Origin of the sequence: Janthinobacterium sp. JC611 (genome assembly GCF_018682595.1) — a bacterium.
In the GTDB taxonomy this organism is placed as follows: domain Bacteria; phylum Pseudomonadota; class Gammaproteobacteria; order Burkholderiales; family Burkholderiaceae_D; genus Janthinobacterium.
In genome coordinates, this window is the sequence record NZ_JAFLJN010000025.1 from 327,705 (window position 1) to 347,460 (window position 19,756).

General features: G+C 65.8%; 18 protein-coding genes and 1 riboswitch. Of the genes, 11 read left to right on the forward strand and 7 right to left on the reverse strand.

Annotated elements, in window-relative coordinates; genetic code table 11:
• Nucleotides 1-60 precede the first annotated feature (60 nt).
• The 5 genes from J0O65_RS19605 to nosR are packed head-to-tail and all read left to right on the forward strand — an operon-like array spanning nucleotide 61 to nucleotide 4,919.
• Nucleotides 61-924 carry a response regulator gene (locus J0O65_RS19605; RefSeq protein WP_215408904.1) on the forward strand — a complete coding sequence of 288 codons (864 nt, stop codon included), beginning with the start codon at nucleotides 61-63 and terminating at the stop codon, nucleotides 922-924.
• Nucleotides 921-1,265, forward strand: a complete 345-nt coding sequence (locus J0O65_RS19610; RefSeq protein WP_215408905.1) for a hypothetical protein — start codon at nucleotides 921-923, stop codon at nucleotides 1,263-1,265. The genes J0O65_RS19605 and J0O65_RS19610 overlap by 4 nt, the downstream gene beginning before the upstream one ends.
• Nucleotides 1,262-2,101, forward strand: a complete 840-nt coding sequence (locus J0O65_RS19615) for an HDOD domain-containing protein (RefSeq protein WP_215408906.1) — start codon at nucleotides 1,262-1,264, stop codon at nucleotides 2,099-2,101. Before J0O65_RS19610 ends, J0O65_RS19615 begins: the two co-directional genes overlap by 4 nt.
• A gap of 14 nt (nucleotides 2,102-2,115) precedes the next feature.
• On the forward strand, nucleotides 2,116-3,579 hold the full coding sequence (locus J0O65_RS19620) for a PAS domain-containing sensor histidine kinase (RefSeq protein WP_215408907.1): 1,464 nt from the start codon (nucleotides 2,116-2,118) through the stop codon (nucleotides 3,577-3,579).
• Entirely contained in the window at nucleotides 3,576-4,919 is a 1,344-nt protein-coding gene (gene nosR, locus J0O65_RS19625) for a response regulator c-di-GMP phosphodiesterase, NosR family (protein ID WP_251373852.1), read from the forward strand. Before J0O65_RS19620 ends, nosR begins: the two co-directional genes overlap by 4 nt.
• Here the strand turns inward: nosR and J0O65_RS19630 are convergent.
• The 6 genes from J0O65_RS19630 to J0O65_RS19655 all read right to left on the reverse strand — a co-directional run bounded on the left by J0O65_RS19630 (nucleotide 4,916) and on the right by J0O65_RS19655 (nucleotide 10,279).
• Nucleotides 4,916-6,241 (reverse strand): ATP-binding protein, encoded by a 1,326-nt coding sequence (locus J0O65_RS19630; protein WP_215408969.1) that lies wholly within the window; start codon nucleotides 6,239-6,241, stop codon nucleotides 4,916-4,918. The genes nosR and J0O65_RS19630 overlap by 4 nt on opposite strands.
• A gap of 92 nt (nucleotides 6,242-6,333) precedes the next feature.
• Nucleotides 6,334-7,005: a hypothetical protein gene (locus J0O65_RS19635; protein ID WP_215408908.1), complete on the reverse strand. Its 672-nt coding sequence runs from the start codon at nucleotides 7,003-7,005 to the stop codon at nucleotides 6,334-6,336.
• On the reverse strand, nucleotides 7,002-8,033 hold the full coding sequence (locus tag J0O65_RS19640; RefSeq protein ID WP_215408909.1) for an MlaD family protein: 1,032 nt from the start codon (nucleotides 8,031-8,033) through the stop codon (nucleotides 7,002-7,004). Before J0O65_RS19640 ends, J0O65_RS19635 begins: the two co-directional genes overlap by 4 nt.
• A gap of 55 nt (nucleotides 8,034-8,088) precedes the next feature.
• The gene (locus tag J0O65_RS19645) at nucleotides 8,089-8,904 is read right to left on the reverse strand and encodes an MlaE family ABC transporter permease (protein WP_215408970.1); all 816 of its coding nucleotides are present in this window, start codon (nucleotides 8,902-8,904) and stop codon (nucleotides 8,089-8,091) included.
• A gap of 51 nt (nucleotides 8,905-8,955) precedes the next feature.
• Nucleotides 8,956-9,279: a hypothetical protein gene (locus J0O65_RS19650; RefSeq protein WP_215408910.1), complete on the reverse strand. Its 324-nt coding sequence runs from the start codon at nucleotides 9,277-9,279 to the stop codon at nucleotides 8,956-8,958.
• A gap of 124 nt (nucleotides 9,280-9,403) precedes the next feature.
• Entirely contained in the window at nucleotides 9,404-10,279 is an 876-nt protein-coding gene (locus tag J0O65_RS19655) for a LysR family transcriptional regulator (RefSeq protein ID WP_215408911.1), read from the reverse strand.
• Between the two features lie 117 nt (nucleotides 10,280-10,396).
• Here J0O65_RS19655 and J0O65_RS19660 point away from each other — a divergent pair, with 117 nt between their 5' ends.
• On the forward strand, nucleotides 10,397-11,767 hold the full coding sequence (locus J0O65_RS19660; RefSeq protein ID WP_215408912.1) for an MFS transporter: 1,371 nt from the start codon (nucleotides 10,397-10,399) through the stop codon (nucleotides 11,765-11,767).
• A 4-nt stretch (nucleotides 11,768-11,771) separates the two neighbouring features.
• Here J0O65_RS19660 and ribB read toward each other — a convergent pair whose 3' ends face one another.
• Nucleotides 11,772-12,419 carry a 3,4-dihydroxy-2-butanone-4-phosphate synthase gene (gene ribB / locus J0O65_RS19665; RefSeq protein ID WP_215408913.1) on the reverse strand — a complete coding sequence of 216 codons (648 nt, stop codon included), beginning with the start codon at nucleotides 12,417-12,419 and terminating at the stop codon, nucleotides 11,772-11,774.
• A 94-nt stretch (nucleotides 12,420-12,513) separates the two neighbouring features.
• Nucleotides 12,514-12,664, reverse strand: a riboswitch (FMN riboswitch).
• A 183-nt stretch (nucleotides 12,665-12,847) separates the two neighbouring features.
• Here ribB and J0O65_RS19670 point away from each other — a divergent pair.
• From J0O65_RS19670 to J0O65_RS19690, 5 genes are all read left to right on the forward strand, one after another.
• Nucleotides 12,848-15,682, forward strand: coding sequence for a M16 family metallopeptidase (locus tag J0O65_RS19670; RefSeq protein ID WP_215408914.1), 2,835 nt, complete (start codon nucleotides 12,848-12,850; stop codon nucleotides 15,680-15,682).
• Nucleotides 15,683-15,776: 94 nt separating this feature from the next.
• The gene (locus J0O65_RS19675; RefSeq protein WP_215408915.1) at nucleotides 15,777-15,974 is read left to right on the forward strand and encodes a hypothetical protein; all 198 of its coding nucleotides are present in this window, start codon (nucleotides 15,777-15,779) and stop codon (nucleotides 15,972-15,974) included.
• A 144-nt stretch (nucleotides 15,975-16,118) separates the two neighbouring features.
• Entirely contained in the window at nucleotides 16,119-17,693 is a 1,575-nt protein-coding gene (locus J0O65_RS19680; RefSeq protein WP_215408916.1) for a methyl-accepting chemotaxis protein, read from the forward strand.
• An 88-nt stretch (nucleotides 17,694-17,781) separates the two neighbouring features.
• Nucleotides 17,782-18,651 (forward strand): ThiF family adenylyltransferase, encoded by an 870-nt coding sequence (locus J0O65_RS19685; protein WP_215408917.1) that lies wholly within the window; start codon nucleotides 17,782-17,784, stop codon nucleotides 18,649-18,651.
• On the forward strand, nucleotides 18,652-19,752 hold the full coding sequence (locus J0O65_RS19690; RefSeq protein WP_215408918.1) for a nitroreductase family protein: 1,101 nt from the start codon (nucleotides 18,652-18,654) through the stop codon (nucleotides 19,750-19,752).
• Nucleotides 19,753-19,756 lie beyond the last annotated feature (4 nt).

Sequence of the window (19,756 nt, forward strand, 5' to 3'; positions counted from 1 at the left end):
CGCGGCGGATTCCCCTTCAGGCAAGCTCCGATATCGCCGTGGCGATGAGAGGATGGTTCGATGGATGTGCACGACGAGCAAGGTGTGCCGGGTACCGCGGTGCTGACGGCGGATGCCGGGCAGCGGGCTGCGCCGCCGCGCACCTTGCTGCTGGTCGACGACGAGCCGAATATCCTCGCCTCCCTCAAGCGCCTGCTGCGGCGCGACGCCTACCATATCCTGACGGCCGGCAGCGGCCAGGAAGGCCTGGACGTGCTGGCCAGCCATGCCGTCGACGTGATCGTGTCGGACCAGCGCATGCCCGGCATGCTGGGCGCCGATTTCCTGCGCAAGGCCAAACTGCTGTGTCCGCAAACCATACGCATCATGCTGTCGGGCTACACCGAGCTGCAAGCCGTCACGGACGCCGTCAACGAGGGCGCCATCTTCAAGTTTCTTACCAAGCCCTGGGAAGACCATCAGCTGCGCGCGCATATCGCCGAAGCGTTTCGCCTGAAGGGCATTGACGACGACAATGTGCGCCTGAATGCGCAGTTGCGCGACGCCAACCAGGCGCTGGCGGCGGCCAATGCCGCCATGCAGGCGCTGGTGCGCCAGCAGCAGCACCAGATCAGCCGCGATGAAGTCAGCCTGGGCATCGCGCGCGAATTGCTGCAATTTCTGCCGCTGCCCGTGATCGGACTCGACGAGGACGGCATGATCGCCTTCATCAACGCGGCGGCGGCCAATCTGTTCGAACGGGGCGCGGCCCTGCTGGGCAACGAGGCGGCGATCGTCTTGCCGCAATTATTCGACGGGCAGGGAGCGCCTTGCCTGGCCGCCATCGATGGCCAGCCATATACCGTGGCGGTCCATCCGATGGGCTTGCATTCGCGCTCGCGCGGCAGCCTGGTCACCCTGAGTCGTCATGGAGCGGTTACATGAGTGGAAGCGTGAGTGAGAGCGGGCGCGAGATTTCCATGGAGCAGGCGCAGGAGGGCATGGTGCTGGCGCAGGCGCTGAGCGACGCCAGCGGCGCCGTGCTGCTGGCCCAGGGCGCCACCCTGACGGCGGCGAACTTGACGGCCTTGCGCCGGCGCAATGTGGAGCGCTGCCACGTCGTCATGGAAGAGGAGCCCGACCCCGCCGCGCAGGCGCATGCCGAGCAGGAACGGGCGCGCCGCCTGGAACGGTTGGCCGTGCTGTTCCGCGCCACGCCGCCCGATTCCGCCGGGGCGGAACTGCTGGCGCTGCTGCAGCGCTACCGGCAAGGGGGCGGGCCATGACACGGCTCAGTTTTGAACACATCATCCGCCAGATACAGGAACTGCCTTCGCTGCCGGTGGTGGTGCTGGAACTGCTGTCGAGCATGGACCAGGACGACACGGACGTGCACGTGCTGGCGCAAAAGATCGAGCTGGACCAGGCCCTGGCGGCAAAGACCCTGCGCATCGCCAACTCCTCGTTCTACGGCATGCAATCGAAGGTCACCAGCATTCCGCAAGCCGTTTCCGTGCTGGGCTTTCACAGCATCCGCACCGTCGTCACGGCCTGCGCCCTGACGGGCAGCTTCGCGCCCGTCAGCGGCGGCTTCGATTTTCAGGCCTTCTGGCGCCATTCGCTGGCCACGGCCATCGCCGCGCGCCTGCTGGCGCCGCACTTGCGCGTCAATCCCGAAACGGCGTTCACGGCCGGACTGCTGCACGACTTGGGCACCCTGGTGCTGGTGACGCGCTTCCCGGCCGAGCACGCGCTCGTGCGCAGCTACCGCCAGGCGCATGACTGCCAGATGGCCGAGGCGGAACTGGCCGTCATCGGCATCGATCACGCGCAGGTGGGCAGCGCCCTGGCCGCCTACTGGAAGTTTCCTCAGGCGATACAGCAGGCGGTGGCCGAGCACCACGCCATCGACCGCCTGCAAGCGGGCGGCTTGCCGCTGGCCGTGCACATGGCCAATGCCGTCGCCCTGGGGCTCGACCTGGCCGGCGTCGACGATGCGCTGGTGCCGCCCCTGTCGCCTGCGGGCTGGCGCAGCGTCGCCCTGGAGGAGCCGGCCTGGCTGGCGCTGCTGGGGCAAACCGAATACACCTTCGATGAAATGTCGCGCATCATGCTGGCATGAACAGGATAGAGGCCATGGACACAGACGCAGGGCAGGCGCTGCCCGCCACGCCGGAACGCCGCAAGACCGATTCCATCGCGCTGTCGGCGTTTTTCGATGGCCATCCGGTGGCCACGTTCGCCATCGATACGGACCACGTGGTGACGCACTGGAACAGCGCCTGCGAACAGTTGCTGGGCTTTACGGCCGCCGAGATGGTCGGCACGCGCGAGCACTGGAAGGCGTTTTATCCGCAGCCGCGCGCCTGCCTGGCCGACCTGCTGGTGGCCGACGATATCGCGCTCGGCGAAAATGACCTCTACCTTGGCAAGCTGACGCGCTCCTCCGTGATCCCCGGCGCCTACGAGGCCGAGGATTTCTTTGCCGATATCGGCCCCGACGGCCACTGGCTGCATTTCACGGCAGCGCCTCTGCGCGACCGCCACGGACGCCTGGTGGGCGCCATCGAAACCCTGCGCGACGTGAGCGAGCGGCGCCTGGCGGAACAGGCGCTGCGCAAGGCGCACGACAACCTGGAACACCTGGTGGCCAAGCGCACGGCCCAGCTGGCCGACATGAACGAGCGCCTGGCCGACGATATCCGCCAGCGCCAGATCGCCGATCTTGAATTGCGCGAGCGTAACCTGGCCCTGACGGAATTGAACAGCAAGCTGTCGCTGGCCCAGCAAAAGCTGCTGCAGTCGGAAAAGCTGGCCTCGATCGGCCAGCTGGCCGCCGGCGTGGCGCACGAGATCAACAACCCCATCGGCTATGTGTTTTCCAATGTCGGCACCCTGGAAGGCTATCTGGACGACCTGTTTTCCATGCTCGACGCGTATGAGGAGGCGGAACCGGCCGTCGCCGACCCCGTGGTGGCGGCGCGCCTGCGCGCCTTGCGCGAACAGATCGACCTCGATTTCCTGCGCACCGACATCCCCATGCTGATGGGCGAATCGAAGGAAGGTATTGCGCGCGTGCGCCGCATCGTGCAGGACCTGAAGGATTTTTCGCGCACGGATGCGCACCAGGACTGGGTCTGGGCCGACCTGCGCCAGGGCATCGATACCACGCTCAATATCGTGAATAACGAGGTCAAGTACAAGGCCGACGTGGTGCGCGAGTATGCCGACATCCCCGACATCGAATGCCAGCCATCCGAGCTGAACCAGGTGATCATGAACCTGGTCGTCAACGCGGCCCACGCCATGGGCGAGGCGCGTGGACGCATCACCCTGCGCACGGGCAGCGACAACGCGACGGAAGTGTGGATCGAGGTCGAGGACACGGGCGCCGGCATCGCGCCCGAACACCTGTCGCGCATCTTCGACCCCTTCTTCACCACCAAGGCCGTCGGCAAGGGCACGGGGCTGGGCCTGTCGCTGGCCTACACGACGGTGCAGAAACACCATGGCCGCATCGACGTGCGCAGCGTCATCGGCCGCGGCACCACCTTCCGCATCACCTTGCCCGTGCGCCAGGCGCAGGCCGTCGCACCATGAGCGAACAGGACAACATGAGCACCAGCACCAGCACCAGCACCAGCACCGCGCCGCCCACCATCCTGTGCGTCGACGACGAACCGAATATCCTGTCGTCGCTGCGGCGGCTGTTCCGCCCGCACGGCTACCGCGTGCTGACGGCCGATGGCGGCGCGGCCGGCCTGGCCCTGCTCGAGAGCGAGACGGTGGACCTGGTCATCTCCGACATGCGCATGCCGCACATGGACGGCGCGCAGTTCCTGGCCCAGGTGCGCCAGCGCTGGCCCGGCACCATGCGATTGCTGCTGACCGGCTATGCCGACATCCAGTCCATCCTCGACGCCATCAACCAGGGCGAGATCTACCGCTACGTGACCAAGCCCTGGGACGACAACGATATCGTGCTGGTGGTGCGCCACGCGCTGGAACGGCGCGCGCTGGAGGAGGAGAAACGCCGCCTGGAAGCGCTGACGGCCAGTCAGAACGTGCAGTTGCAGGCGCTCAACGCCAGCCTGGAAGCGAAGGTGGCCACGCGCACGCAGCAGCTGAAGCAGTCGCACGACGAGGTGCAGGCGGCCAACGAGCGCCTGAAGGCCACGTTCGTGACGACCATCAAGGTGTTTTCCAACCTGATCGAGATGCGCGGCGGCAAGCTGGCCGGCCATGCGCGGCGGGTGGCCGAGCTGTCGCGCAAGCTGGCGCAGGCGCTGGGACTGGAAGGACAGGAGGCGCGCGACGTGTTCATCGCGGCCCTGCTCAAGGATATCGGCAAGCTCAGCTTGAGCGACGACCTGCTGGAGCTGCCGGCCAGCGCCTGGACGGGCGAGCAGCTGGCCGCGTTCCGCAAGCATCCGCTGCGCGCCGAACAATTATTGATGGCGCTCGACGAGCTGCGCGCCGTCTCCGTGATCCTGCGCTCGCAACTGGAACGCTTCGACGGCGGCGGCTTTCCCGATGGCCTGGTGGGCCTGGCCATTCCGCTGGGCGCGCGCATCCTGGCGCTGGCGTCCGATTACGACGGCTTGCAGATCGGCGCCATGGTGCAGCGCAGCCTGCGCGCCGACGAGGCCCGCGGCCTGATCTACGACAGCGTCGGCAAGCGCTACGACCCGGCCGTGGTGGCCGCCTTCCGCAGCATCATGGACGAGACGGAGCCGCCGGCGCGCGACCTGACCATGCTGTCGGGCCAGCTGGCGCCGGGCATGGTGCTGTCGCGTGACCTGATCAGCCGCGACGGCCTGATGCTGCTGGCGGCCGAACACGTGCTGACGGCCCGCGTGATCGCCCAGCTGCTCGATTTCGAAAGCAAGAATGGCGGACGCCTGAGCATCCGCGTGTACGCGCCCGTCAAGCCGGGCTAGGACGCGGCCCGGGCCGCCGCCGGCGCAACGGGCAGGTGCACGGTAAAGCGCGTGCCCCGGCCCACTTCCGAAGCCACCTCGATGCGTCCGCCGTGCTTGTTGACGATGCCGTACGACAGCGACAGGCCCAGGCCCGTGCCGCTGCCCACCGCCTTGGTGGTGAAGAACGGCTCGAAGACGCGGTGCAGGTGCTCGGGCGCGATGCCGGCGCCCGTGTCGCCGATCTCCACCCATACCCAGTCGTCGGCGTGACCGGTGCGGATGCTGATCACGCCGTCGCTGCTGATGGCCTGGCCCGCGTTGACGAGCAGGTTCATGAAGACCTGGTTCAGCTGCGAGGCCAGGCACAGGATCGGCGGCAGCTCGCCATAGTGTTTCTCGATGCGCGCCTTGTATTTCAATTCGTTGGCGACGATGTTCAGGGTGCTGTCCAGGCCCGCATGCAGGCTGGCCACTTGCCAGTCCGTTTCGCCCACGTGGGAAAAATCCTTCAGCGCCTGCACGATGTCGCGCACGCGTTTGAGGCCATCCATCGATTCGCGCACCAGGTCGCCGATGTCGTCCTGCACGAAGGCCAGGTCGGCCTGCGCGCGCACCTCGCTCACGTGCGCGGCCAGGGTGGCGCCATCGAGCGGCCCGCGCATCGCCGCCTCGTATTGCGCGATGACGTCGAACAGGGTGCCGATATAGCCTTGCAGCGAACTCATGTTCGAATTGACGAAGCCGATCGGGTTATTGATTTCATGCGCGATGCCGGCCGCCAGCTGGCCGATGGAGGCCATCTTTTCCGCTTGCAGCAGCTGGTCGTGCGCTTCCTGCAGCTTGCTGATCAGTAGTTGCTGTTCTTCGCCGCGCGCCTGCAGCATCGCTTCCATGCCCTTGCGTTCCGTGATGTCCGTCAGCGAGCCGATCACTTCGAACGGCACGCCATGCTCGTCGCGCACCAGGCGCAGGCTGTCGTGCATCCACAGATAGCTGCCGTCGCGCACGCGGAAGCGGTATTCGTAAGCGCGCGCGCCGTCGACGAAGATCTGCGCCAGACTGGAAAAAATGCCGGGCGCATCGTCGGGGTGGATGTGGTCGAACCAGAAATTGGGATCGGCCACCATCTCCCCGGGCTGGTAGCCCAGCACATTGAGGGCATTGTTGCTGACAAAGGTCATCTTGAAGTCGCCGCTGGGCACGGTGCAATAGATGATGGAGGGGGTATTGTCGAGCAGGTATTGCAGGCGCACGGCGGTGGCGGCCGACGCGTCGCCGCCAGGCGCCGCCGCAGGCCGGCCGGTATCGGGAGTGGAAAGGTCGAAATCCTCGAACTGCATCGTCACACCTCGCTGCCTGCACGGCATCGCTGTCATCCTGGCTCGATTATGCCTGATTCCGCCTGCCTTGGGCCGCCATCGTCAGCGGCGCATCAAGGGGCCAGCGGCTGCTCGACGATGGCCATGCGCCGCGCGATGCGCTGCGCCGCCTGCGTGTCCCCGGCCTGTTCGGCGCGCAGGCGCTGCACGCCCAGCCACGCCAGCAGCGGCCGGCGCCAGCCCTGGTCCGAGGCGGTGGCGACGGCCGTGTCGAGCAGCGCCGGCGTGGCGCGGCCCGAGCGCAGCAGCACGCCGGCCGCCACCAGCCGCGACAGCGGGTCATCGATGGCCGCCACGGCGCTGGCGGCGGCCGTGTCGGAGGCGGCGCCGGCGGCCGCCCGCTGCGCTTCGGGCAGCAGGGCGACGTCCGCCGCCTGCCCCTTGCCGGCCAGCCAGGCCGCATATGCGCGGTCGGCGGCGGTCGCGTCCGCTTGCAGCGCGTCAAAGCCGGCGCAGTCCTCGAAGGCCAGGCTGGCCACGCGCGCGGCGCAGCGCAGCAGTTCGATGCGCGCCACCAGCTCGAGCTTGCCCGTGCCGGCCACCTGGCTGCGGGCGCGCCGGAATTCCGTCTGCTCGACCAGGGCGTTGCCATTCAAATACGCCGCTTGAAACCGTTCGATGGAACTTTGCGCATTCATTTTCCAGTCCGGCACGGGCGGGCCGCTGGAACAGGCGGCGAGCAAGGCGCACAGCAGGGCGGCGATGGCGGGGCGGGATAGGGTCATGGCAGTTTGATCTCCGGATTGCGCTTGAACGGCCATTTGCGGTTGATGTCGTTGACCAGCTGCTCGACCTTGCGCAGATTGCTTTCCACGTCGGCGCGCAGCGGGCCCAGGTCGGCCGTCGCGGCCCTGGCGTTGGCGCCCACGGCTTGCGCCTCGACCAGCACGGCGTCGACTTTTTTCAGGCTGGCGCGCGTGTCGGCCAGCAGGGCGTTGAGCTGCACGATGGTGGCCTGCGCATCCGTCATCACGCCCTTGTCGCCAAAGACGCGCGTGTCGGCGTTGGCCACCAGGCCATCCGTGCGGCGCGCCAGCTGGTCGGCCGTGGCCAGCAGGGTGTTGGCCCGCTCGACCAGCAGGCGCGACTGCTTGTCGTCGCCCGTCAGCAAGCCCATGGCGCCGCCCGGCCCGCTCAGCTTGCCGGTGACGGCCTGCACGTTGCGCAGGGTGCCGTCGAGGGCGGAATCGCTGCCCGTCAGGCTGGCCACGTTGTTCAGCAAATCCTTGGCGGCGGCCAGCAGGCGGGGGATTTCCGCCGCCATGTCGCCCACCAGCAAGTCGCGCGTGGCGTCGTCGGGCAACGGCGGGTCCGTCAGGATGCCGCTGTAGGCGCGCAGCTTGGCGCCGCCGACGATGCCCCGTTCCAGGGTGAAGATGGAGCTGCTGCGCAGCCAGTGCGCGTCCTTGCGCGGCACGTCGATGATGACGCGCGCGCGCCCATCGGGCGCCAGTTCGATGCGCTGCACGCGGCCGATGGGAAAGCCGGAAAAGGTCAGGTCGGCGCCCACGCCGACGCCGTCCGAATCGTCGGCCGTCAGCACCAGCGTCTGCGTGGCTTCGAAGGCGCCGCGCGCATACATCAGGTAGACGACGGAGCCGACCACCAGCACGAACATGAAGACGAGCAGGATGGCCGCCTTCAGTTCGGCGTGGCGCACGGGCGGCGGGGCGGGCAGCACGGCATCTTGCGCGAGACCGGCGGGCGCCGTGACGTCGACCTGGTCGGGATTGGGGGGCTGGCTCTGGCTCATGGATACTGGCTCTCGTATGGGTGGTTCGGGATCGCTGGCGGTGGCGGGCGGGGCGTCAGTAGTAATTGCCCATCAGCGAAGCCACTTCGACCAGCAGGATGACGGAAAACAGGCGCAGCATTTCAGACAGGCCGTGCGCGGCCCACAGGCGGTTGCGCCGGCCATGCGGCTCTTCCGGATAGTAGGAGGAGGCCAGCGGGATCAGGGCCACGGCAAAGCTGAAGAAGATCACCTTGAGCATCAGGATCAGGGCCACGGCGGGATTGAAGATCTGCCCCACCACGCGCGTATACCCCTGCAGCGCCCACGGCGTAAAGCCGTAGATGGTGATATAGGCGAGGATCAGCGAGGTGACGCAGCTGACGATGGCCAGCATCCACACGGCGAAGATGCCGGACATGACGCGTGGAAAGTATTCGCGGCGCAGCAGGTCGACGCCCTGGCGCTGCATGGTGTCGAGCATGCCGGAAGAGCGCATTTGCGCGAACGCGATGCCGTCGGGCAGGGTCAGGCGCAGGGCCACGAACAGGGCGGCCGTCAGCGGGATCAGTTCCAGCACCAGCACGCGCACCACCATTTCCAGCGCATAGCGCGACAGGCCGTAGCTTTGCGCGCTGACGACGACGATGCGGATCAGCACCAGGCTGACCAGCGCGCAGGCGACGCTGAACCAGACGAGGTTCGGCGCCGTGTTCGTCACCAGGCGGTGCGCGAGGATGGGGTGGTTGTCGCGGTTATAGCTCGACGGCGACAGGGCCAGCGAAAACACGAGGATGGCGAAATGCAGCATGCGCCACCAGCTGACCAGCCAGGCCATGGTGGCCCGGTGCAGGCGGCGCAGGCTGATGATGAGGGAGACGGAGAGGGTCATCATGGCATCTTAACATCAGCCCGCCCCGGCAGGCACGGCTGGCGTGCGCGCCTATTCGAATAGGGCGAAGCCGGCCATGACGACCATCAGCACGGCGATGTATTGCATCGGAATCCAGAACAGGGTGTGGCGCTTGCGCAGGATGACTCTTTCCTGCGTGGCCGGGTCGATCAGTTCGCGTCCGGGCGCGTTGTTCAGGCGCACGCCCGCATACCAGCTGGCGGCCGCTGCCAGCAGGAAGGCCAGGGCCAGGGGCCACGCGTGGCTCTTGGTGTAGGCCTCGCCCAGGGTGGCGCCAAACAGCGCCTGCGCGGCCAGAACGACGATAAAACAGATCAGGGGGGCGAGTATGCCGAAGCCTTGCCAGATAAGCATGAAAATTCTCCAGGGGGATTGAGGGATCCCGCGGCGGGTGGCGGCGGCTGCGCGCGGCGGGGGGACGGATTCTATCAGACTTATCAAAAAGAAAGTTTCTTCTCGGCACTATCGTGCGCGCCTGTCAGGCGGCGCTGGCGGTGCCCACGCTGGCGATGATGGCGTCGGCCGCTGCGCGCACGCGGGCAGAACGGTTCAGGTCGGCATGCATGACCAGCCACACGTCGTAGCTTTCCGCCCGCTCGGGCCAGATGCGCACCAGTTGCGGGTCGATGTCGCCAAGGTGGGTGGCCAGCTCGGCCACGCCCAGGCCTGCGCGCGTGGCTTCCTGCAGCATCGCCGCCGAGTTCACTTCCATGGCCACCCGGGCGTTGGCGACGGGCTCGCCGGCGATCTTGTCCGCATGGCGCGGCGTCACGGAATGGTGGTAGATGACGATGTCGTGGCCGGCCAGCGCCGTGCCGCGCACGGGTTCGCCCCGTTCGGCCAGGTAGCTGCTTGAGGCGTACAGGCCCAGGCTGCGCTTGACGAGGTGGCGCGAGATCAGGTCCGGGTCGGTGGGACGCACGCCGCGCACGGCCAGGTCCGCTTCGCGCCGCGTCAGGCTGGCCAGCGCCGGTGCCACGTTGAGTACGATGCGGATGTCGGGGTGGGCCGCATGCAGCCGCTGCATGGCGCGGATGACGAAATGGCTGGCCATGGTGTCGGTGGTGGCCACGCGCACCAGGCCGCTTAAACGGTTGTCGACGCCCTGCATTTCGCGCTGCAATTTATCGGCCGCCCGTTCCATCGATTCGGCCGCCGTGAGCGCCAGCTCGCCGGCCGGCGTGGGCACGTAGCCCGATGGCGTGCGCAGGAACAGGGTGGCGCCCAGCGACGCCTCCAGGGTGGCCAGGCGGCGCCCGCAGGTGGCCTGGTCGATGCGCAGCAGGGCCGCCGCGCCGCGCAGGGTGCCGGCCCGGCCGATGGCGAGAAAGATGCGCGCGTTATCCCAGTCCATGCTCCCGTCCTCTTTTTGTTGATGCATTTTTGCATCGGTGTGCCGATTTTATGCCTGTTTACCGCATCATGCAACGCTCGCATAATGGCTGCCCCGCTGCCTTTGCAAGGAAAAATCATGCTTCCCACCGCTCCCCGCCGCGCCAGCGGCTTGATCCTGCTGACCCTGGCCTTCGGCTTCGTCATGGCCATGCTCGACGTCACGGCCGTCAACGTGGCCCTGTCCGATATCGCGCTGGACTTGGCCATCCCGCTGACGGGCCTGGTCTGGGTGGTCGACGGCTACACCCTGACGTTTGCCGCGCTGCTGCTGGCCGGCGGCGCGCTGGCCGACCGCTACGGCCCGAAAGCCGTGTACCAGGGCGGCCTGGGCGTCTTCCTCCTCGGTTCGATATTGTGCGGCGCCGCGCCCGACGGGCATTTCCTGACGGCGGCGCGCCTGCTGCAGGGCGCGGGCGCGGCCCTGTTCATGCCCAGCTCGCTCAGCCTGCTCACGCACAGCTTTGACGACGAGCGCGAGCGCACGCGCATGCTGGGCGCCTGGTCGGCGCTGGTGGGCGTGGCGGGCGCGTCCGGTCCCTTGATCGGCGGCATCCTCGTGCACCAGTTCGGCTGGCGCAGTGTGTTTTGGGTGAACGTGCCGCTGGGCGTGCTGGCCATCGTCATGGCGCAGCTGCTGCTGGCCGCGCCGGCGCGTCAGCCGCGCGCGCTATCGCTGTTCAGCCATGCGCTGGGCGTGGCGGCGCTGGCGGGCCTGAGTTTTACCTTGATCGAAGGCCCCGTGCTGGGCTGGCTGTCGCCTGGCGTGCTGGCGGCGGGGGCCTTGACGCTGTTGTCGGCCTGGCAATTGCTGCGGCGCGAGCGCAGCGGCAGTCATCCGTTGTTGCCGCGCGCGCTGTTTCACAGCAGCAGCTTTGGCGCGGCCAACGGCGTGGGTTTCCTGATCAATTTCTGCGTCTTCGGCCAGCTGTTCCTGTTGAGCCTATTCCTGCAGCAGTCGGGCGGCGCCGATGCCTTGCAGTCGGGCTTGCGCCTGCTGCCCATGATGGCGGCCTATACGGTGGGAAATTTCCTGGCGGGCGGTATCGCGGCGCGCCATGGCACGCGCCGGCCCATGCTGGCCGGCTTGCTGGCGGGCGCCGTGATGGCCTTGCTGCTGATGGGCTTGCGCCCGGGTACGCCATATGGTTTGCTGGCGCTGGGCACGGCCATCATGAACGTGGCCATCGGCATCGCCATTCCCGCCATGACGGCCACCGTGATGCGGGTGGCCGGCAAGCAGCATGCGAACAGCGCGGCGGCGGCCCTGAATGCGAACCGGCAAATTGGCGCCCTGGTGGGCGTGGCGTTGATCGGCAGCATCCTGCACATGGTGCCGGACTGGTCGCTGCGCCTGCCGCTGGCCTACGCGACGATCGCCGTCGCGTATGGCCTGGCGGCGGGCCTCGTCTATCGGCATGTGCATCTGCCGAAGGCCGTGGCCGCCTGATGCTTTACTGTTCGCGCGTGCTGCGCCATTCCACCAGTTCTTCGATGGTCAGAATGGGCATGCCGTGCAGCTCGGCGAAGCGCTCGATAGCGTCGCCGCGCATCATGGTGCCGTCCGGGTTCATCAGTTCGCACAGCACGGCGGCCGGATTCAGGCCCGCCATGCGCGACAGGTCGACGGAGCCTTCCGTGTGGCCACGTCGCTCGAGCACGCCGCCGGGCGCGGCGCGCAGGGGGAACACGTGGCCGGGGCGCACCAGGTCGGCCGGCTTGGCGTCCGGTGCGATGGCGGCGCGGATGGTGGTGACCCTGTCGGCGGCCGACACGCCCGTCGTGACGCCGTCGCGCGCCTCGATGGAGACGGTGAACGGCGTGCCGTAGCGGCTGCCATTGTCGGACGACATGGGCGGCAGTTCCAGCGCGCTGACGACGTCCGTCGGCAGGCACAGGCAGACGATGCCGCTGCATTCGCGGATCAGCAAAGCCATGGTTTCGTTCGTCAATTTTTCGGCGGACAGGATCAGGTCGGCCTCGTTTTCACGGTCGAAATCGTCGAGCAGGATGACGGGAATGCCGGCGCGCATGGCGGCCAGGGCGGATTGGATGCGACCTTCCAGGTCGTTGGAAAGCAGGGTATAACTGTTGACTAACATGGTGTAACGCTCCTCGCATAGGCGAAAAACGCTGCAGGGCAAGCGAATAGACGCAACTGGCCGCATCGCCGTGGCGATGGGACATCACACTACTGCACATCTTCTTTCATCCGGACTATACCGTCGGCTCTGGAGTCGCACCAGATCTGCTGACCTCATCAGGCGAAACCTGACAAGCGCTCGCGGGCTTGACCGTTGCCGGTCTTACCGCCGGTGGGGAATCGCACCCCGCCCCGAAGACGTTGTTGTGCCGGTCCACATGACCGGCGGCAATACTTTAGCACAACCGACAAAAGCTGGCTGGGTACTGTTGAGTTTGCCGTTCGGCAAAGTTGCCTGGGAAAAGCTGTTTTTCCTAAGCTGTTTTTAATGGCGGAAACACGATTTCAGTGTAAGGTACGCCTACTGAATCTTACCGTTGAGAATACATGAAGCTGAGTAAATTACGCCTGATCTCGGGCGCCGTCCTGCTGGCGTGCGCCTGCCTGGCACAGGCGGAAATCCGTTTGAGCGATCCCCTGCCGCTGGCGCCAGAAGTGACCGTAGGAAAACTGCCGAACGGCCTGACCTACTACATCAAGAAAAATGCCCGTCCCGCGCAGAAAGTGGAATTGCGCCTGGTGGTGAAGGCCGGTTCCATCCTGGAAGATGACGACCAGCAAGGCCTGGCGCACTTCACGGAACACATGGCCTTCAATGGCTCCACGCATTTCAAGCGCAATGAGCTGATTTCCTACTTGCAATCGATCGGCGTGAAGTTCGGCGCCGACTTGAACGCCTACACGAGTTTCGATGAAACCGTCTACGTGCTGCCGATTCCCACGAACAAGAAGGAAAACCTGGAAAAGGGTTTTCTCGTGCTGGAAGACTGGGCGCATGGCTTGAAATTCAATCCGGCCGACATCAACAGCGAGCGCGGCATCGTGCTGGAAGAGGCGCGCCTGGGCAAGGGCGCCAGCGACCGCATGAACAAGGTCCTGTATCCGAAGCTGCTGAACGGTTCGCGCTATGCGGAGCGCATGCCGATCGGCAAGGAATCCGTACTGAAAACCTTCAAGCTGGAAGCCATCAAGCGTTTCTACAAGGATTGGTACCGTCCCGACCTGATGGCCGTGGTGGTGGTGGGCGACGTGGAGCCGAGCCAGGCTGAAAAGCTGATCCGCCAGCATTTCGGCAAGCTGAAGAACCCCGCGAAGCCGCGGCCGCGCCTGTATGCGGAAGTGCCGCAGCGTTCGCAAACGGAAGCGCTGGTGATCACGGACAAGGAAGCGCCGGACGACACGGTCTTCATCCGCTACCCGATCCGCGCCGCGCAGGAGCCCGTCACCATTGCCGACTACCGCCGCCAGATGATCGAAAACCTGTATGGGCAAATGCTCAGCGCGCGCATGCAGGAATTGACGCAGCAGGCCAACCCGCCTTTCATCCAGGGCGGCAGCAGCATGGGCAAGCTGGTGCGCGGCTATGAATCGTTCAGCGCGTATGCCTTGCTGGGCAAGGGCGGCGTGCAGCCGGCCGTCGATGCGCTGGTGCAAGAAGATGAGCGGGCGCGCCGCTTCGGTTTCAGCCAGGATGAGCTGGACCGCGCGCGCAAGAACATGCTGCGCAATTACGAGCGCGCGTACAGCGAGCGCGACAAGTCCGATTCGGCCGGTTTCGTGGCCGAGTATTCGCGCAACTTCCTGGAGCAGGAAGCCGTCCCCGGCATCGCCAATGAATTGCTGTACGCGCAGGAACTCTTGCCGCAGGTAACGCTGCAGGAAGTCAACGAGACGGTGGCCAAGGTGATTCCCGACCAGCAAAAGAAACTGGTGGTCTTCATGGGCGCCGAGCCGAAAGCGGGCGCCAGCGTGCCGACGCAGCAGCAATTGCTCGATGCCGTGGCGCAAGCGGAGCGGCAGAAGGTCGAGCCACGCACGGAAAAAGTCCTCGCCAGCAAGCTGATGGAGGGCCCGCCGGCCGGCGGCAGCATCGTTTCGGAAAAGCTGAACAGCGCCATCGGCGTGACGGAGCTGACCCTGGGCAATGGCGTGCGCGTGCTGCTCAAACCCACGGACTTCAAGAATGACCAGGTGCTGATGGGCTCGACGCGCTTCGGCGGCCAGTCGCTGTTCGGCGACGCCGACATCTACAACGCCCGCTATGCCAGCGCCGTGGTCGGTAGCATGGGCTTGAAAGACCTGGCGCCGCTGGACTTGCAAAAAGTGTTGGCCGGCAAGACGGTCAACGTGGGCGCCTCGCTGGGCGAACTGAGCGAAGGCTTTGGCGGCTCGGCCAGCAGCGCCGACGTGGAAGCCATGCTGCAACTCGTGTACTTGTATTTCCACGACGTGCGCAAGGATGCGGGCCTGTATCAATCCTTCATCGGCAAGCAGCAGGACCTGGCGAAAAACAGCATGGCGCAGCCGGAAGCCGTGTTCTACGACGCCATCCAGCACGCCATGTATGGCGACAACCCGCGCGTCGACGGCGTGCCGCGCGTGGCTGACTTCGACAAGGTGGGCCTGGACCGCTCGCTGGACATCTTCCGCCAGCGCTTTTCCAGCGCGCGCGACATGACCTTCATCTTCGCGGGCAGCTTCGAGCTCGACAAGATCAAGCCGCTGATCGCCAGCTACCTGGGCACCTTGCCCGTGGCCGAGGTGGCGCACGCCTACCGCGACGTGGGCATGCGCCCGGTGACGGGCGTGGTGAAGAAGGATGTCTACATGGGCAGCGAGCCCAAAAGCACGATTTCCATCACCTTCAATGGCGACGTGGCGTACTCGGACGAGCAAAAGCTGACCCTGCAGGCGCTGGGCGAAGTGCTGAACCTGAAAGTCATCGAAGTGCTGCGCGAAAAGATGAGCATGATCTATGGCGGCGGCTTTGAAACCTCGATGGGCCAGCACCCGTACGGCCATTATTCGGTGGCGCTGAACTTGCCGACGGGACCGGAAAACGTGGACAAGGTCATCGCCGCCGCCTTTGCCGAAATCAACAGGATGAAGACGGACGGGCCATCCGCGGCCGACCTGGAAAAGGTCAAGCTGAACTGGATCACGCGCCAGCAGAAATCCTTGCGGGAAAATAACTACTGGATGAACCAGCTGATGGGGTCGGTGACCCAGGGGCGCGATCCCGCGCACATCCTGCGCTACGAGCAGCGCGTGCGCGCCATCACGCCGCAAGCCGTCAAACTGGCGGCCCAGCGCTACCTGGACATGCACAATTACGTGCAGGTGGTGCTGTATCCGGAACGTAAAAACGTTGCAGTAAAGTAATCATCGTTGTTGAACTGCAGGGGCGGCAAGGTGGCGAAGCTGTTAAACTGGCGCTATTGATGTGATAACGCAATTTAACAAGCAAGGAAATACGATGGCCAAGAAAGAAGAACTCGATCCGGAAACCCTGGAATTGATCAACTGGTGTATCGAGGTCGAGGGTTTCCTCGTGGTCGGTGGCGCCACCGTGGCGCAGGCCCAGGAGCATATCGAAGAGCAGGTCGAGTGGTTCACCGACCAGTTCTACGACGGCTTGACGCCGGAAGAGGCGGCCAAGGAAGCCTTGGCGTGAAGCTCCAGTAACGAGCGAGCAACAACAAAGCGGGCGGTGCCTGCCGGGCATCAGCCTGGTAGCGCCGCCCGCTTTGCTTTTCTGAAAAGATTTCCTTATGGAAATTGTTTATAATTCCACGCTTTATTTTCTAGCCAGGCACCCATGACTCTCCGTTCGCGCATTCTTTTATTGTGTTTCAGCACCTTGCTGGGCATCGTCCTCATCGCTTCCTTTTCCCTGTATTCCTTGCGCCAGACCATGATGGCGGAAAGGGTCGAGCAATTGACGGTGCTGGTGGAATTGGCCAATGCCTCGGTGGAAAAGGCGTATGCGCTGGAACAGTCGGGCAAGCTCACGCGTGAGCAAGCCCAGCAGCAGGCCAAGCTGGCCATCGGCAGCTTCGTCAAGGACGAGATGTATTATTTCGTGCGCGATTTCAGCACCGACTTGCTCTATGTGCATCCGAATGCCTCGCGCATCGGCACGCCGCAAAAGAACATGAAGCAGTCGGGTGACCGCTACCGCGCGGCCCTGGCCACCAGCCGCATCGGCCTGGTGCAGGCGGATGGCACGCGTCCCGGCGTGGCGGACCCTGTGGCGAAGATGTATGCGGTGGTGAAATTTGCGCCGTGGGACTGGCTGATCGGCACGGGCACCTACATCGATGACATCAACCACAAGTTCTGGGCCCAGGCGGGCGTGCTGCTGGCCATCGGCGGCGCGCTGATGCTGGTGGTGGGCGGCCTGGCGGCCTTGATGCTGCGGCGCATCCTGGGCCAGCTCGGTGGCGAACCCGACTATGCAGCGGCCATCGTGGCGCAGATCGCCAAAGGCGACCTGACCACGCACATCGACACCCGCCCCGGCGATACGTCCAGTTTGCTGATGGCGATCAAGGCCATGCGCGATAACCTGGCCCATCTGGTGAGCCAGGTGCGCAACGACGCGGAATCCATTTCCACGGCGTCGGGCGAGATCGCCTCCGGCAACCATGATCTGTCGGCGCGCACGGAACAGCAGGCGGGATCGCTGGAAGAGACGGCCTCGACCATGGAAGAGATGACCTCGACCGTGCGCCAGAATGCGGACAATGCGCGCCAGGCCAACCAGCTGGCTATTTCCGCTTCGCAAGTGGCGACGCAGGCGGGCGGCGTGGTGGGCCAGGTGGTCGACACCATGGGCGCCATCAATGCCTCGTCGAAAAAGATCGGCGACATCATCGCCGTCATCGACGGCATCGCTTTCCAGACGAATATCCTGGCCTTGAACGCGGCCGTGGAAGCGGCGCGCGCGGGCGAGCAGGGCCGCGGCTTCGCCGTGGTGGCGTCCGAAGTGCGCAACCTGGCGCAGCGCTCGGCCGCCGCCGCGAAAGAGATCAAGCAATTGATCGACAGTTCCGCCGAGCAAGTGGGCGCCGGCGAGAAACTGGTGGCGCTGGCGGGCGAGACGATGGAAAAGGTCGTCTCCAGCGTGCAGCATGTGACCGATATCGTGGCCGAGATTTCCTCGGCCAGCGCCGAGCAGAGCGCCGGCATCGAGCAGATCAACCAGGCCATCGTCGAGATGGACAACATGACGCAGCAAAACTCGGCCCTCGTCGAGCAGGCTTCGGCGGCGGCGCAAGCCATGAACGAACAGGCGGCCGGGCTGGCGCAGATCGTCAGCGTGTTCAAGGTGGGCGCAGCGGCGGGCGTGACGCGCACGGCACCGGCCGCGCCGCGCCGCCTGACGCGCTAGCCAGCTGTTTTCTGTCAGGGCGGGAACTTAGCCACCGCTCACCTGTCCAACCTTCTTCGTCCGCCATGGACGCACGGAAGAGGTGAGCATGACAGACGGTTTTTCCTATCACGCGGCATTTGCCCGTAACCTGGGCTGGGTCACGCAGGCGGAGCAGGATAGCCTGCGCGGCAAGCGCGTGGCCATCGCCGGCATGGGCGGCGTGGGCGGCGTGCACTTGCTGACCCTGGCGCGGCTGGGCATCGGCGCTTTTCACATCGCCGATTTCGACACCTTCGATATCGCCAACTTCAACCGCCAGGCCGGCGCCATGGTGTCCACCCTGGGCCAGCCCAAGGTGGCGGTGTTGGCGCAGATGGCGCGTGATATCAATCCCGAACTTGAGATTAAACAATTTACTGACGGCATACACGACAGCAACCTGGCCGAGTTCTTTGCCGGCGTCGACCTGTACGTGGACGGTCTGGATTTCTTCGCCTTTCCCGCGCGCCAGGCCACCTTCGCCACCTGCGCGCGCCTGGGCATCCCCGCCATCACGGCCGCGCCGCTGGGCATGGGTACGGCCGTGCTCAGCTTTCTGCCGGGCGGCATGACGTTCGAAGCGTATTTTGGCTGGGGCGACTTGCCCGAGGCAGAAAAAGCCCTGCGTTTTCTCGTCGGGCTGGCGCCGGCCGGACTGCATGCCGGCTACCTGGTCGATCCGTCCGCCATCAACCTGAAGGAGCGGCGCGGGCCGTCGACCATCATGGGCTGTCAGCTGTGCGCGGGCGCGGCCGCCACGGAAGCCTTGAAGATCTTGTTAAAACGCGGCAAGGTGCTGGCGGCGCCGCACGGCATGCATTTCGACGCCTACCGTAACAAGCTCGTGCATACCTGGCGTCCCGGCGGCCATCGTCATCCGCTGCAGCGCCTGACGATGGCCATCATCAAGCGGCGCCGCGCGGCGCAGGGGGCATAAATGGCGCAAGCACTGTTGCACGATCCCGTATTGGAAAACATTCTCGAGCAGGCGCGCTGGGCGCCCAGCGGCGACAATACGCAGCCGTGGCGCTTTGAAGTCGTCGACCAGCGCCATGTCGTCGTGCATGGCTTCGATACGCGCAGCCATTGCGTGTACGACCTGGACGGCCATCCCAGTCAGCTGTCGTTGGGCGCCTTGCTGGAAAGCATCGCGCTGGCGGCCAGCTGTCACGGCTTGCGCATGGAGGCGCGCCGGCGCCTGTCCATGCCCGACACCCTGCCCACGTTCGACGTGCACCTGGTCGACAGCCCCGGCATGCTGCCCGATTCGCTGGCGGTCTTCTTGCCGCAGCGCAGCGTGCAGCGGCGCCGGCTCAGCACGCGCAGCCTGCGCGCCAGCGAAAAGGCGGCGCTGGCGGCCAGCTTGCCGCCCGGTTACGGCGTGCAGTGGTTCGAAGGCGCGCGCGCGCGCCTGGCCTGCGCGCGCCTGATGTTCGACAACGCGAAGCTGCGCCTGACCATGCCCGAAGCGCACAAGGTGCACCGCGACGTGATCGAGTGGGGCGCGCGCTTCAGCGCCGACCGCATCCCGGATCAGGCGCTGGGCGTGGACCCGATGACGGCGCGCCTGATGCGCTGGATCATGCAAAGCTGGCGCCGCGTGGATTTCTTCAATACCTGGCTGGCGGGCACGCTGGCGCCGCGCCTGCAGATGGACTTGCTGCCCGGCCTGTCCTGCGGCGCGCATTTCGCCTTGCTGGCCGAGGCGCCGCCCCGTCACATCGACGATTACGTGGCGGCCGGCCGCGCCATGCAGCGCTTCTGGCTGACGGCCACGCAGCTGGGGCTGCAATTGCAGCCGGAACTGACGCCGCTGATCTTTGCCCGCTACGTGCGCGAACGGCGCACCTTCTCGCGTACCGATGGCATGCAGGAAATGGCGCAGGAACTGGCCGTGCAATGCCAGGCCGTGCTGGGCGCGGCGGCGTTTGACCGGGCCGTGTTCCTTGGCCGCATCGGCGCCGGCCCGGCGGCCAGCGCGCGCTCCTTGCGCCGGCCGCTGGCAGACTTGCTCGTCGCGCCTGTCACTGTGCAGTGAGGCG

Excerpts from the sequence above, each read along its gene's own strand:
- J0O65_RS19690 (WP_215408918.1), top strand. The coding sequence starts at position 18,652 with ATGGCGCAAGCACTGTTGCACGATCCCGTATTGGAAAACATTCTCGAG.
- J0O65_RS19655 (WP_215408911.1), bottom strand. The coding sequence starts at position 10,279 with ATGGACTGGGATAACGCGCGCATCTTTCTCGCCATCGGCCGGGCCGGC.
- J0O65_RS19640 (WP_215408909.1), bottom strand. The coding sequence starts at position 8,033 with ATGAGCCAGAGCCAGCCCCCCAATCCCGACCAGGTCGACGTCACGGCG.
- nosR (WP_251373852.1), top strand. The coding sequence starts at position 3,576 with ATGAGCGAACAGGACAACATGAGCACCAGCACCAGCACCAGCACCAGC.
- J0O65_RS19660 (WP_215408912.1), top strand. The coding sequence starts at position 10,397 with ATGCTTCCCACCGCTCCCCGCCGCGCCAGCGGCTTGATCCTGCTGACC.
- J0O65_RS19610 (WP_215408905.1), top strand. The coding sequence starts at position 921 with ATGAGTGGAAGCGTGAGTGAGAGCGGGCGCGAGATTTCCATGGAGCAG.
- J0O65_RS19620 (WP_215408907.1), top strand. The coding sequence starts at position 2,116 with ATGGACACAGACGCAGGGCAGGCGCTGCCCGCCACGCCGGAACGCCGC.
- J0O65_RS19675 (WP_215408915.1), top strand. The coding sequence starts at position 15,777 with ATGGCCAAGAAAGAAGAACTCGATCCGGAAACCCTGGAATTGATCAAC.
- J0O65_RS19635 (WP_215408908.1), bottom strand. The coding sequence starts at position 7,005 with ATGACCCTATCCCGCCCCGCCATCGCCGCCCTGCTGTGCGCCTTGCTC.
- J0O65_RS19680 (WP_215408916.1), top strand. The coding sequence starts at position 16,119 with ATGACTCTCCGTTCGCGCATTCTTTTATTGTGTTTCAGCACCTTGCTG.
- J0O65_RS19685 (WP_215408917.1), top strand. The coding sequence starts at position 17,782 with ATGACAGACGGTTTTTCCTATCACGCGGCATTTGCCCGTAACCTGGGC.
- J0O65_RS19615 (WP_215408906.1), top strand. The coding sequence starts at position 1,262 with ATGACACGGCTCAGTTTTGAACACATCATCCGCCAGATACAGGAACTG.
- J0O65_RS19630 (WP_215408969.1), bottom strand. The coding sequence starts at position 6,241 with ATGCAGTTCGAGGATTTCGACCTTTCCACTCCCGATACCGGCCGGCCT.
- J0O65_RS19670 (WP_215408914.1), top strand. The coding sequence starts at position 12,848 with ATGAAGCTGAGTAAATTACGCCTGATCTCGGGCGCCGTCCTGCTGGCG.
- J0O65_RS19605 (WP_215408904.1), top strand. The coding sequence starts at position 61 with ATGGATGTGCACGACGAGCAAGGTGTGCCGGGTACCGCGGTGCTGACG.
- J0O65_RS19645 (WP_215408970.1), bottom strand. The coding sequence starts at position 8,904 with ATGACCCTCTCCGTCTCCCTCATCATCAGCCTGCGCCGCCTGCACCGG.
- J0O65_RS19650 (WP_215408910.1), bottom strand. The coding sequence starts at position 9,279 with ATGCTTATCTGGCAAGGCTTCGGCATACTCGCCCCCCTGATCTGTTTT.
- ribB (WP_215408913.1), bottom strand. The coding sequence starts at position 12,419 with ATGTTAGTCAACAGTTATACCCTGCTTTCCAACGACCTGGAAGGTCGC.